General features: G+C 69.0%; 11 protein-coding genes. 8 read left to right on the top strand and 3 right to left on the bottom strand.

Annotated elements, in window-relative coordinates:
- Positions 1-6 precede the first annotated feature (6 nt).
- The 3 genes from ACFXKA_RS01600 to ACFXKA_RS01590 all read left to right on the top strand — a co-directional run bounded on the left by ACFXKA_RS01600 (position 7) and on the right by ACFXKA_RS01590 (position 3544).
- Complete coding sequence (locus ACFXKA_RS01600; protein WP_379425370.1) at positions 7-801, top strand: glutaminyl-peptide cyclotransferase; 795 nt, start codon at positions 7-9, stop codon at positions 799-801.
- Positions 802-954: 153 nt separating this feature from the next.
- On the top strand, positions 955-2934 hold the full coding sequence (locus tag ACFXKA_RS01595; protein WP_379425369.1) for an MFS transporter: 1980 nt from the start codon (positions 955-957) through the stop codon (positions 2932-2934).
- A 16-nt stretch (positions 2935-2950) separates the two neighbouring features.
- Positions 2951-3544, top strand: a complete 594-nt coding sequence (locus ACFXKA_RS01590; RefSeq protein WP_354830877.1) for a DUF2771 family protein — start codon at positions 2951-2953, stop codon at positions 3542-3544.
- Between the two features lie 74 nt (positions 3545-3618).
- Here the strand turns inward: ACFXKA_RS01590 and ACFXKA_RS01585 are convergent, their stop codons facing one another.
- Positions 3619-4062, bottom strand: a complete 444-nt coding sequence (locus ACFXKA_RS01585; RefSeq protein WP_379425875.1) for a cold-shock protein — start codon at positions 4060-4062, stop codon at positions 3619-3621.
- A 182-nt stretch (positions 4063-4244) separates the two neighbouring features.
- Here ACFXKA_RS01585 and ACFXKA_RS01580 point away from each other — a divergent pair, with 182 nt between their 5' ends.
- The 4 genes from ACFXKA_RS01580 to ACFXKA_RS01565 all read left to right on the top strand — a co-directional run bounded on the left by ACFXKA_RS01580 (position 4245) and on the right by ACFXKA_RS01565 (position 8450).
- Positions 4245-4475 carry a hypothetical protein gene (locus ACFXKA_RS01580; protein ID WP_354830880.1) on the top strand — a complete coding sequence of 77 codons (231 nt, stop codon included), beginning with the start codon at positions 4245-4247 and terminating at the stop codon, positions 4473-4475.
- Positions 4476-4918: 443 nt separating this feature from the next.
- Entirely contained in the window at positions 4919-5551 is a 633-nt protein-coding gene (locus ACFXKA_RS01575; protein ID WP_354830883.1) for a transglycosylase family protein, read from the top strand.
- 146 nt (positions 5552-5697) lie between these two features.
- Entirely contained in the window at positions 5698-5886 is a 189-nt protein-coding gene (locus tag ACFXKA_RS01570; RefSeq protein WP_120743826.1) for a hypothetical protein, read from the top strand.
- A 290-nt stretch (positions 5887-6176) separates the two neighbouring features.
- Complete coding sequence (locus ACFXKA_RS01565; RefSeq protein ID WP_379425873.1) at positions 6177-8450, top strand: helicase-associated domain-containing protein; 2274 nt, start codon at positions 6177-6179, stop codon at positions 8448-8450.
- A gap of 93 nt (positions 8451-8543) precedes the next feature.
- On the opposite strand, the gene ACFXKA_RS01560 is transcribed toward ACFXKA_RS01565, so the two are convergent.
- Positions 8544-9074, bottom strand: a complete 531-nt coding sequence (locus ACFXKA_RS01560) for a hypothetical protein (RefSeq protein ID WP_354830886.1) — start codon at positions 9072-9074, stop codon at positions 8544-8546.
- A 322-nt stretch (positions 9075-9396) separates the two neighbouring features.
- Positions 9397-11019 (bottom strand): cellulase family glycosylhydrolase, encoded by a 1623-nt coding sequence (locus ACFXKA_RS01555; RefSeq protein WP_379425367.1) that lies wholly within the window; start codon positions 11017-11019, stop codon positions 9397-9399.
- Between the two features lie 228 nt (positions 11020-11247).
- On the opposite strand from ACFXKA_RS01555, the gene ACFXKA_RS01550 reads away from it, so the two are divergent.
- Complete coding sequence (locus ACFXKA_RS01550) at positions 11248-12906, top strand: DNA repair helicase XPB (RefSeq protein ID WP_354830892.1); 1659 nt, start codon at positions 11248-11250, stop codon at positions 12904-12906.
- Positions 12907-12940 lie beyond the last annotated feature (34 nt).

The following is a 12940-nucleotide window of genomic DNA, read 5'->3' as shown; positions in this document are numbered from 1 at the left end:
TGCCGTATGGAGCGCAAACGCCGTGCACCGGTAGCGGCCGTCACGATCACGCTGTCCACGGCCCTGACCCTGGCCGCGACCGCGACCGGCTGCACCAGCAGCGACAACACGCCGAAGCTGCGGGTCGAGGTGGTCGCCACCCGGCCGCACGACCCGGGCGCGTTCACCGAGGGGTTGGAGGTCGACGGGTCGGTTCTCTACGAGGGCACCGGACTCGCCGGCAATTCCTCGATCCGGGCCACGGACCTGAACACCGGCGCCGAACTCGCCCGCGCCGACCTGCCCGCACCCCTGTTCGGCGAGGGCATCACCCGGGCCGGCGACGTACTGTGGCAGCTCACCTACAAGAACGGCGTGGCCATCGCCCGCGACCCGGGCACTCTCGCCGAACTGCGCACCGCGCATTTCGACGGCGAGGGCTGGGGCCTGTGCACCCGGGACGATCGCGTGCTCATGAGCAATGGCAGCTCGACCCTCACCTTCCGCGATCCACAGAGCTTCGCGATCACCGGGAGCGTGGCGCTGACCAGCCGCAAGGATGCCGAGCTCAACGAACTGGATTGCGCCCCCGACGGTTCCGTCTACGCCAACACCTTTCCGACGAACACGATCCTGCGCATCGATCCGGGCACCGGGGAGGTCCTCGCGGCGATCGACGCCTCCGGCCTGCTCCCCCGCAGCGCCCGCACCCCCGACACCGATGTCCTCAACGGCATCGCCCACCTCCCCGGCACCGACCACTTCCTCCTCACCGGCAAGAAGTGGCCGACGTCCTACGAAGTGCGTTTCGTCCCCGCCTGATCTGGTCCATCGCGACCGGTCGCTCCGAACTTGTGGCGGCCCACACCGGCCGTAGTGCAGCCACCGGCCGACGGCACTGCAAGAATTGGGTGCGTGACTCCTCCCCGTGACCCCGGTGCCGACCCAGGTCGCTGGGGCGACGAGGACTCTCCCATGATCGAACGGCACCCGGGGTACGACCGCTATCCGCCCGCCAACCGCGCGGGCCGCCGACCCGTCCCGCCGGGCGACGAGGGCGAAGTGCCGGAATTCCTGGCCCGGCGTATGTCCGCGCGTCCCACCGACCCGCCGTCGAGGTCGCGCGGCGAATCTCCGCGCAGCCCAGGCCGCGAACCGGAGGGCCGTACGTCGCGCTGGGCGCGGCGCCGCCACGACAAGGCCGAAACGCACGACGGGGCCAAGGACAACCCGCCAACCCGGCCGTACGAGACCCAGCCGCCCAAGGGAACCGCGAGCGAGCCGGAAACCTGGCAGCAGCCGCACGACTTCGGCACCACGCGGCGGGTGCGCTACGACCCGGAATCCGCGGCCCTATCCCGATCGCATGAGCCGGAATCCGCGCCGCCCGCACACCGCGATCAGGGTCAGCCGACGCGCCCCGGCAACACGCGGCACCCGCACCCCGAACCGCCGCACCCGGAAACGGCTCGCACGCAATCGTTTTCGCACGAAGCCGATCCGGATGCCCAGGACAGCGGCGGGCTGCACAAGCCGCCCCGCAAACTGACCGTCACCCGGGTCGCGGCACGCCGCAGCATCGAGCTGACGCAGAGCGGTTTCGCGACCTTCCAGCGCGCCGCCAAGGCCGACGGGGCGGAGGAGTCGGGTCTCACCGCGCTCATCTACGCCACCATGGCCAACTTCGCCACCGACGCCGCGATCGCGGTGGCCCTGGCCAACACACTGTTCTTCGCGAGCGCCACGGCGGAGTCCAAAACCAAGGTGGCGCTGTACCTCTTGATCACGATCGCCCCGTTCGCGGTGATCGCGCCGGTCATCGGCCCCATGCTGGACCGCCTGCAACGCGGTCGCCGGGTCGCGCTGGCGGGCTCGTTCGCGCTGCGTGTGTTCATCGCCGGGCTGCTCATCTTCAATATCGACAACTGGGCGCTGTACCCGCTCGCCCTGTGCATGATGATCCTCAGCAAGTCGTTCTCGGTGCTGAAGTCCGCGGTTACCCCGCGCGTGCTGCCACCGGGAATCGACCTGGTGCGCACCAACTCCCGGCTCACCGTGTTCGGTCTCGTCGGCGGCACCATGGGCGCCGGCGCGGTGGCCGCCCTGTGCGCCAAGATCGCGGGCTCCACGGGCGCGCTGCTGTTCGCCGCGGCGCTGGCGGCGGCGGGAATGATCCTGAGTCTGCGCATCCCCTCCTGGGTGGAGGTCACCGAGGGCGAGGTCCCGGCCACCCTCGGCTACCACGGCAACGACGCCCGCACCGAGGTGCTGGACCCGAGCCGGGCCGACACCGTGCAGGCGAGCAAACGCCGTCAGCCCCTGGGCCGTTCGGTGGTGACCGGGCTGTGGGGCAACAGCACCGTACGAATCCTGACCGGCTTCCTCACCTTCTACGGCGCCTTCGTCGCCAAGTCCACCGAGCATCGGGCCGTGCAACAGGTGGCGATGCTGGGCGTCATCGTCGTGGCCGCGGGTGTCGGCAATTTCGCGGGCAATGCCTCCGGCGCGCGCATGAAACTCGGTCGCCCGCAGTTGATCGTGCTCAGTTGCACCGCCGCGTGCGTCGGCGTCGCGGTCGTGGCTGCGCTGATGGGCAACCTGATGGGCGCCGGGATCGCCACCCTGATCGCCTCGGGCGCGAGTGCCCTGGCCAAGGTCTCGCTCGACGCCTCCATCCAGGACGATCTGCCGCCGGAATCGATCGCCTCCGGTTTCGGCCGTTCCGAGACCGTGCTGCAGCTGTCCTGGGTGATCGGCGGTGCGCTGGGCGTGATGCTGCCGCCGACCTGGTGGATCGGTTTCACCGTGGTCGCGTCGGTGATGGCGCTGGGCTTGATCCAAACCGTGGTCAGCTACCGTGGTCATTCGCTGCTGCCCGGTTTGGGCGGTAACCGACCTCAGCACGCCAAGCAGGAGATCCCCGCCGCGCACGGCGCGGGGGAACCCACCCAGTGACGGACAGGAAGCCCCGGTGAACCAACCCAAAGCCCGCACGATCATCGCTCTGCTGGCGGTTCTAGTCGTGGTGGCAGTGGCCTATTTCGCCGCGATCGTCGTCATCGCCCGCCACACCACCAAGCCGGATCCGCAGATCACCGCGTACGCGCACGGGAAGTCGGTGTCGGTGAATCCGTTCCTGTACTGCGACCTCGAGGTATCGAAGGACCGGCTGGCGATCGGCAAGTGCAATTCCACCCAGTCCGTCTCCGATCTCGATGTGCCCCCGGGTTCGACGGTGCAGATCTCGCTGCCCAAGGAGGTCGCCGACGCGCCGTGGGAGATGCTGATCGGCTACCGCCTGCCGAACAACAAGGCCGACGCGGAGGTCCTGACCTACAAGCAGCCCTGGCGGCTGTCGGGCAAGCCGGAGCGGGATAAGGATCCCAAATACGACAAGCCGCTCACCCTGACCATCAAGACCCCGCCGACCGAGCACGTGCGCCTGGCCATCATGGAACTGCACCTGCCGATACCCGCCCGTGACGAGAACGGTAACGAGGGTGTCATCTCCCGCGGGATCTGGGCGCTGCACACCCCCGCGTTCGATCCCGTGCTCTTCAGCTGAGATCCCGCCTGCCTCAACAACGGAACGGGCCCCGGTGATGGAATCACCGGGGCCCGTTGACTTCTCGTCGCGACCTAGTGGTCGAGCTCCCGCGCCACGCCGCGCACCACTTCGGCGATGCGCTGGGCGGTCTTGCGGTCGGGGTACTTGCCGCGGCGCAGATCCGGCTGCACCTTGGTCTCCAACAGCGTGATCATGTCCTCGATGAGGCCGTGCAGCTCGTCGACGCTCTTGCGATTGATGGGGGCGTCATTGCGTCCGCCGCCGCGACGGTCGCCGCGCTCGCCACGGCCGCCGCGCTCCTCGCGCAGCGACGGGGTCTCCAGCAGCTTCAGCGAAAGCGCCTGCGGGCCACGGCGACCCGCCGCCATTCCGAATTCGACGCGCTGGCCCGGTTTGAGGACCTCCACGCCATCGGGCAGCGCCGACGATCGAACATAGACGTCCTCGCCCTCATCCTGGGAAAGGAAGCCGAAGCCCTTTTCGACGTCGTACCACTTCACCTTGCCGGTCGGCACTGCGCTCACCCGTTCGTCATTCAAGCCCGGGCAGCCGGGCACATTCGTGGTCGCCGGACGCATGCGCCGGCGACCTTTCCGTTTGCGAAAAGAACGCGCCCCACACAGCTATGCAGGACGCGACTGACACCGAGTCTACCCCGGTGCGAATAGCCCAAGCACATCAGTTTTACGGTTCAGAGGTGTCCGACACTTCTTCCAAGCAGGCCCCTCGCGGTTCCGCGAGCTGGCTGCTGTATATCGCCTTGGGCCTGTTCGCGATTGGATTACTGGCGGTGTTCGCGATCTTCGGCGTGCATCTGCTGACCGATGCGAAGCCGGGTCTGTGGCTGTATCTGCTCGCCATGTGCGCGCCGCTGGGTTTCCTGCTCTCGGTGGTCTACGCGCTCTGGTCGGGCCGCCGGTCCCGCTGACCGTCCGGGTCAGGATCGGGACTCCGCCGACACGCGGGCGACGACACGGAGATTGCCCAGTTCGTTACCCGAGCATGCATGTGATCTTCGTCACATAACAAGAAGGTCACAGAGCGATGACAGACCCCTATCGGCGGGGACTCGCCGTGACCACCTGCACAGAAGCCATCCGGAACCGCTTGCGCCGGTTAGTGACCCGGACAGACACGTCGGTTACCAAATGGTGATTTTTGGCGGCGGTCGTCGTAGTGTCTTCCTCGCCGGGTCAGCCCGGCGCCACCGGCCCGCCGCACCGAACTTCGCCCCGCGGGTACCGGACCCCCAACTGGAGAAAAGGGGCGAAGACGAGGAACAGCGCACATCCAGTGCGCCGGGCCGGACGACCTCTCAGTTCGACCCCGGTAGTCGGCCTCGCAGGCGCGTACGAGAGGAAAGACCCGAAAATGAGTGGACGCCATCGCAAGCCGACCAACACTGGCCGCACTGTCGCCAAGGTTGCCCTGACGGGCATCGCTCTCGGCGGCGCCGGAGTGGCCATGGCGGGTAACGCCAGCGCGGCACCCGACTCCGACTGGGATCGCCTCGCACAGTGCGAAGCCGGCGGTAACTGGGGCATCAACACCGGCAACGGTTTCCAGGGTGGGCTGCAGTTCTCGCCCGGCACCTGGAACGCAGCGGGCGGCGGCGAATACGCCCCCACCGCCAACCAGGCCACCCGCGAGCAGCAGATCGCGGTCGCCGAGAAGGTGCTCGCCACGCAGGGCTGGGGCGCCTGGCCCACCTGCTCCTCGAGCCTCGGCCTGACCAGTGGATCCACGCCGCGGACCGCTCCCGCGCCCGCGACCTCGGACACCCCGCAGTGGAACCCGCAGCAGGCGGGCCCCGGCGCTGGCAGCGACGGCACCCAGGAAGTCTTCCAGGCCGTGGACCGCGCCATCGCGGTCGCCCAGTCGCAGGGCGTCCAGATCCCGCAGCCCGCACTGGATTTCCTCAATGCCACCAAGGCCAACGGCACCAAGCTGGACCCCAGCATCGTGAACTTCTTCGAGGCGAACAAGGGCCTGCTGCCGCAGTAGCACCCGTTCCCTCTTCGGAATGCCCCGCATCAATGCCGATGCGGGGCATTCGCGATTTCCGGGGTTGCCGGCGGAACGCCGTGGCGGGGGCAAACTTCGGGGTGCCGGAGGGGGCGGTCCCGATGGCCGCATGCCAGAATGAGCGCGTGGTGAACAAATCGAACAAACCCTATGTCGACAATGGCTGGCCGGAGATGGCCAATGGCGATCACGCGGTCACCGAACTCTCCTCGACCCGCTCCGGTGGCCTGTCCCCGTACGGTGAGGACACCGAGTTCCCGCTGCCGGCCGATCAGCTGCCCTACGTGCACCCGCACACCATCGTCAACCGCTGATCCGACGTACGACCGACAACCATGCGGTTAACGGCGCTCGTTCCCGGGCGGCCGCCGCGCATACGACCCCAGGCCCGCGGGGCGGGCACCGTGCCAGCAGCCCCACCTACCGCCTGGTCGCCGCGGCGGCCGCTGAACCGCGTCCGCACCGTGCCCGATGAACCGCGCCCGGCCCGACATGCCGGCTGCCCGATGGATCGGGTGAAGTGACCGACCTCCCCACCTCAGCCACGACCGCCGACGCGGCCGCCCGTCCCGCCGAGTCCGCGAAATCCGCCGCCCGCGCGGATATGACTCTGGCTGAATGGCTTTCCAAGCGCAGCGACGCGGATCTCGTGACGCTGCTGCAGTTGCGGCCCGATCTGGCTGTCCCCCTGCCCGGTTCGATGGCCGTGCTGGCCGCGCGGACCGAACAGCGCGCCTCGGTGCTGCGCGCGGGCGACGAGCTGGACACCCTCGATTTCGCCGTCATCGAAACCCTGGTGGTGCAAGGGGCCGGAGACGGCGGCCGCGCCGTGCCGCTGCCCGCCAAGACCCTGCGCAAGCTGCTGTCGGACCGGGTTCCGGCGGCCACCGTCAATGCCGCGCTGCAGAAGCTGCGCGCCCGCGCCCTGGTCTGGGGCCCGGATACCGCTCTGCGCGTGACACCCGCCGCCCAGGAGGCGCTGCCGTGGCCGCTGGGTAGCACCACCGAACTGCCGGACGCGCTCACCGAACCCGAGATCACCGCGGCTCTGGCCGCGTCCACCCCGCAGGAGCGGGCCCTGCTGGAGAAGCTGGCCGGCACCGGACCGCGCGGGCGCACCCGCGATGCCGCGCCCGGCACCCCCTCCGAGCGCCCGGTGCAGCGACTGCTGGCGCACCGGCTGCTGAACTGGATCGACGAGGAGACCGTGGAGCTGCCGGTCTCGGTCGGGCAGGTGCTGCGCAACGAGCCGGTCAGTGATCCGCATGCGCTGGTGCCGCCGCACCCGGATTCGACCAAGCACGCCCCCGCCGACATCAATGCGGTGGCCGCGGGCGAGGTGGGAGAACTGCTGCGGCACAGCGCGGCCGTGCTGGAGGCGCTGGGCGGGTCGCCCGCCCCGGTGCTGCGCTCCGGCGGTCTCGGCATCCGCGAGCTGCGCCGCGTCGCCAAGCAGACCGGCATCGACGAGAACCGGGTCGGCCTGCTGGCCGAGGTGCTCACCGCGGCCCGGCTGATCGACAAGGGCACTCCCGAGCCCGCGCCCGACGGCGACGGCGCCGAAGACTACTGGGCGCCCACCACCACCGCCGACGCCTGGCTCGCGGTGGTGCCGCCGCGGCGCTGGACGGTGCTGGCACAGGCCTGGCTGGACCTGGACCGGTTCCCGTGGATGATCGGCCTGCGCGACGCCAATGACAAGCCCCTGGCCGCGCTGTCGACGGAGCTGCGGTATGTGCACGCCGTCCGCGACCGGCACGCCGTGCTCGGCGCGCTGGCCGAATTCCCGCCCGGCACCGAGGTCTCCGCCGCCGACCTGGGCCGGATCCTGGCCTGGCGGCAACCGCGCCGGCGACGGCACTACCGGCTGGAGGCGGTGGCGAACACGCTGGCCGAGGCCGAGGCGCTCGGGCTGGTGGCGCGCGGGGCCCTCAGCTCGGCGGGCTGGGCCCTGCTGCACGGCAGTCCGGAGGACGCCGAATCGGAGATGGCGATCGCGCTGCCGGAGCCGGTGGACCACGTCCTGGTGCAGGCGGATCTGACGGTCATCGCGCCCGGTCCGCTCACCCCGGAACTCCAGGACCGGGTCGCCATGGTCGCCGATGTCGAATCCGCGGGCGCCGCAACGGTTTACCGCATCAGCGACACCTCGGTGCGCCGGGCGCTGGACGCGGGCGCGACGGCCGCGGAACTGCACAATCTGTTCACCACGCGCTCCCGCACCCCGGTCCCCCAGTCGCTGACCTATCTCATCGACGATGTGGCCCGCCGCCACGGGCGCCTGCGCGCGGGCATGGCGCAGAGCTTCGTGCGCAGTGAGGACCCGACGCTGCTCGCGGAGGTGCTGGCCGCACCCGTGGCCGGCGAACTCGCGCTGCGTGCCGTGGCCCCGACCGTCGCCATCTCGCAGGCGCCGCTGGCCGAGGTGCTGGAGCGGCTGCGCGCCGCCGGTTTCAGCCCGGCGGGCGAGGATTCGTCCGGCGCCATCGTCGACCTGCGACCCCGCGGGGCCCGTCTGTCCGCGCGGGGCCGGCAGCGCCCGAACTGGCGGCCCAACCCGCCGAGCACCGAACAGCTCGAATCCCTGGTCGCCGAACTCCGCGCGGGCGAACGCGCCGCCAATGTCCGCCCCGGCCAGGCGGTGCGCTCCGACGGCACCCGCACCAGCACCGCCGCCACCCTCAATCTGCTGCAGCTGGCCGCCCGCACCCGCCGCCCCGTCCACATCGGTTACGTGGACGCCCAGGGCGTCGCCACCCAGCGCGTGGTCGAACCCCTCAAGGTCGGCGGCGGCCAGCTCGATGCCCTGGATCCGGTCACCGGCGCGGTCCGCCACTTCACGCTGCACCGCATCGCGTCGGTCGCCCTGGTCGAATAGCGGCCTCGGTCGCCCTGGAACAGGAAAAACCCGGTACCCGAACGACATTCGTCATGTCGTCCGCGTACCGGGCCGCAGGTCCCGAGCGCCGGGCTACCCCTTCGGGTTACCTAGGCAGAACGTGGTCTTCGGGTCGTGAATGATGCGGAAGCTGGTGGCGGTGTTGGCGTCACAGGCGAATTCGTCGTCCTGGCCTTCGATCCGCTTGAGCACCTTGAAGGACGCCTCGGGAGCCGTGCACGCCACGTACTTGTAGCCGGTGGACGGGCTCTCGTTGTAGCAGGCGCCCTCCTTGAAGTTCGGGCTCAGGCACAGGAACGCGGTGGTGCCGCCATTGAGGGTCTCCTCGTAGGAGGTCTCCTCTTCCTTGCAGTCGGTCTTCTTGTCGTAGACCGCCGCGACCTTGTACACCGCCTTCTGGTCGGAGCAGTCGACCGGCGCCGTCTTCGAGTCGGTGGCCGAGCCTTCGATGACGTTGATGCAGTCACCCACCTTGGACTTGGCGGTGTCGGACTTACTGGCGTCCTTCAGCATCGAACAGCCGGAAACGGCCAGTACGGCCACGGCCACCGCCACGAGGGCGAGTACGAGGCGCACCAGCGTCCTCGTTCCTGCGAACTTCACTAGCGAAAACCTTTCTCACCGAACAATTCACGGCTGTGAACGCGGTGAGAATACCTGTGTGCGGCCCGCACGCGCATCCGACATGGGGGTTATATCAGAATCGCATGATTTTCTCAGTGCAGCATGGACAGCCCGCGCATGCCCAGCCACGAGAGGTTCACGAGGATGGTCGGGAGGGCACTGAGCAATTGCAGGCTGAAGGCGTTCACGGTCTATACCTCTCGATCGGATCAAACTGGGCGCAGGTCCAACGTTGTCCCTGCGCCCTGTGTCGCTCCCCACCCTCGACTCGTTACACAAGCGCATCAACGGGTTTCGCGCATCAGCGTGCCGAACCGGTCCCCGATCCGGTGCCCACCGAGCCACTGGCCGAACCACTGTCGGCCGAGCCGCTCGCGGAACCGCTGTCGGCCGAGCCGCTCGCCGAACCACTGTCCGCCGAACCCGTCCCGATCGGACCACTGGGCACGGTCGCACCCTTCGACCCCGGCCGGTTGACATAGACGGTCACCGGCGTCGACGCGTCGGCCTCCACCGTCACCACCCGGGCACCCGCCGCGGAGGTGACATGGCCGCCGTCGACCCGTACCGCGTACCCGTCCGGATAGTGCAGATCCGACACATAGATCTCGGTCGGTCCACTCGCCGGGCGCGGGGTGTACCGGTAGGCGAAGTCGCCGGTGGCGGGATCGAAGATCATCCGCCCCGGCGTGCCGGCGGTGGCCTGCGGATAGGTCCGCACCAACTGCTTACCGACATCCCCGAGGAACGGGTCCGGCTTCGGCCCGCCCGCGCCGAACCGCGAGGTGTAGGTCCAGTACTGCCAGCTGACGAAGCGCTCGTCGGCGCGGCCGAGGGTATTGCTCAGCACGGACGCGTCGCCGTCACCGAATTCGGTGACCAGGGTGGGCAACTGGGTGCGGGCGGTGAAGGCGTCGATATTGCTCCAGGTCTTGGCCTGCTGCACCGGGCACAGACCGCGCAGGAAGGCGGGCAGCCCCGAATAGATGGCGAGCTGACTCGGGATGCAGTAGTCGTGTGGCGCGAAGGCGATGTCGGGCGCGCTGATCGGCGGATTCTTCCCCAGATTCGTGGGCATGGTCTCGTTCCAGGTGACATTGGGTTCCCACAGCACCATGAGGTCGCCGTTACGGCCACGCACGGCATCGGTCAGCTTCTGCATGGCCGCCTGGTATTTGGCGTCGAAGCCCGGACAGCCGTTCGGGAAACAGGACAGGAAGGCCGAACCCGGCCACGGCTCGTTCAGCAATTCGATGCCGAGCGCGCCCGGGTGTCCGCTCACCCGCGCCGCGAGCGCCCCGAGCGCGTCACCCAGGTAGTCGAGCACTCCGTAGGTGTTGTTCCAGACCTCGTCCCAGCCGGAGTTCATGCTGGGCATCAGATAGTAGAACGGGAAGCCGACATTGGGCTCCAGGCCGCTGGGCCGCGCGTGGATGGCCCATTCGGGAAAGCCGTTGCCGCCCCAGATGCTCGAGAGTCCGTCCTGGTGGTTGTCGAGCAGAGTGTGAATCCCATACTGCGCCAACGTGTCCACTACGCCGGCGACGCGATCGAGGTAGGCGGTGTCGACCACGCCCTTGGTCGGCATGAGCGCGTCGAAGGAGACGCCGAGGCGCACGGTGTTGAAGCCGTGCCGCGCGAGCAGCGCCGCATCGTCGGCGGTGACGGTGAGGCCGTCGCCGGGTTCGAGGAAGGGCGGCTCCTTGTCGACATTGTTGACGCCGTGCAGCAGGACGACGCGGCCGCTGTCGTCGACGAACCGCACGCCGTCGGTGTGGAGCCGCGCGAGCGCGGAGCCCGCGGGCGCGGCCTGGGCGACGGCGGCGGGCGCGATCAGCGCACCCGCCAGTGCCGCGGTGAGCAGTCCGCGGATCCAGCGCCCGGCGCGCCCGATCCGGGCCGTGGTGGTCCTGTGTCTCGGCATCGCTGTTCAGTTCTTTCAGGTCAATCGTCCAAATGGACATTCGTCCAAGTTTGGAGTGATCGTAGCCACCGAAACTCGGGTCTTGACCGTTTTCGCGAGATAGATCGGCCGCTTCCCGGCCGGTCAGGTGCGCCATGAGCGAAAAGGACGCAGGTCACGTGGCATTGTCGGTGACTTCCTGGAGAATGGACCAGGCCCATTCGGGCTCGGACAAAGCCAGGAGGTGTCGTGACCGACGGTCCACTCATCGTGCAGAGCGACAAGACGCTGCTGCTGGAGGTCGACCACGAGTCGGCCGATGCGGCGCGGCAGGCCATCGCGCCGTTCGCGGAACTGGAGCGCGCGCCCGAGCATGTCCACACCTATCGGGTGACACCGCTCGCGCTGTGGAACGCCCGCGCGGCCGGGCACGACGCCGAGCAGGTGGTGGACGCGCTGGTCAGCCACAGCCGGTACGCGGTGCCGCAGCCGCTGCTGGTGGACATCGTCGACACCATGGCCCGCTACGGGCGGCTGCAGCTGGTCAAGCATCCCGCGCACGGGCTGGTACTGGTCAGCCTGGATCGCGCGGTGCTGGAAGAAGTGCTGCGGCACAAGAAGATTCAGCCCATGCTGGGCGCGCGCCTCGACGACGACACGGTGGTCGTGCATCCGTCCGAGCGCGGGCGCATCAAGCAGATGCTGCTCAAGATCGGCTGGCCCGCCGAGGATCTCGCCGGATACGTGGACGGCGAGGCCCACGAGATCAACCTGGACTACGAGTCCAGCGCCTGGCATCTGCGCGACTACCAGGAGATGGCCGCGGACTCCTTCTGGGCGGGCGGGTCCGGCGTGGTCGTGCTGCCCTGTGGCGCGGGCAAGACCATGGTGGGCGCGGCGGCCATGGCCAAGGCCAAGGCGACCACGCTGATCCTGGTCACCAATACCGTGGCCGGGCGGCAGTGGCGGCGCGAGCTGCTGGCCCGCACCTCACTGACCGAGGACGAGATCGGCGAATACTCCGGTGAGCGCAAGGAGATCCGCCCGGTCACCATTGCCACGTACCAGGTCATCACCCGCAAGACCAAGGGCGAATACCGGCACCTCGAGCTCTTCGACAGCCGGGACTGGGGCCTGGTCATCTACGACGAGGTGCATCTGCTGCCCGCCCCCGTCTTCCGCATGACCGCGGACCTGCAGTCGCGCCGCCGGCTCGGGCTGACCGCCACCCTGGTCCGCGAGGACGGCCGCGAGGGCGATGTGTTCTCGCTGATCGGCCCCAAGCGCTACGACGCGCCGTGGAAGGACATCGAGTCGCAGGGCTGGATCGCGCCCGCGGACTGCATCGAGGTGCGGGTCACCCTGACCGACGCCGAGCGCATGGCCTACGCGACCGCCGAGCCGGAGGAGCGCTACCGGCTGTGCTCCACCGCGCGCACGAAACTGCCTGTGGTGGAATCGATTCTGGCCCGGCACCAGGATGCGCCGAGCCTGGTGATCGGGGCTTACCTGGATCAGCTGGACGAGCTGGGCGAGCATCTGAACGCCCCGGTCATCCAGGGTTCCACCCGCACCAGGGAGCGCGAGGAGCTCTTCGACGCCTTCCGCCGCGGCGAGATCCCGGTGCTCGTGGTGTCGAAGGTGGCCAATTTCTCCATCGACCTACCGGAAGCCTCGGTGGCGGTGCAGGTTTCGGGCACGTTCGGGTCGCGGCAGGAGGAGGCGCAGCGGCTCGGGCGGCTGTTGCGCCCCAAACACGATGGCGGCCAGGCTCACTTCTATTCCGTGGTCGCACGTGACACGCTGGACGCCGAGTATGCCGCGCACCGGCAGCGTTTCCTGGCGGAGCAGGGGTATGCCTATCGCATCACCGATGCGGACGACCTGCTGGGGCCGACGATAGGATAAGTGGAGGAAGAGCCTCCATAAGGCGGGAGGGACG

The organism is Nocardia sp. NPDC059228 (assembly GCF_042754245.1).
Classification (GTDB): domain Bacteria; phylum Actinomycetota; class Actinomycetes; order Mycobacteriales; family Mycobacteriaceae; genus Nocardia.
This window is presented reverse-complemented; position numbering and strand designations above follow the sequence as displayed.

Excerpts from the sequence above, each read along its gene's own strand:
- ACFXKA_RS01555 (WP_379425367.1), bottom strand. The coding sequence starts at position 11,019 with ATGCCGAGACACAGGACCACCACGGCCCGGATCGGGCGCGCCGGGCGC.
- ACFXKA_RS01575 (WP_354830883.1), top strand. The coding sequence starts at position 4,919 with ATGAGTGGACGCCATCGCAAGCCGACCAACACTGGCCGCACTGTCGCC.
- ACFXKA_RS01600 (WP_379425370.1), top strand. The coding sequence starts at position 7 with ATGGAGCGCAAACGCCGTGCACCGGTAGCGGCCGTCACGATCACGCTG.
- ACFXKA_RS01595 (WP_379425369.1), top strand. The coding sequence starts at position 955 with ATGATCGAACGGCACCCGGGGTACGACCGCTATCCGCCCGCCAACCGC.
- ACFXKA_RS01565 (WP_379425873.1), top strand. The coding sequence starts at position 6,177 with ATGACTCTGGCTGAATGGCTTTCCAAGCGCAGCGACGCGGATCTCGTG.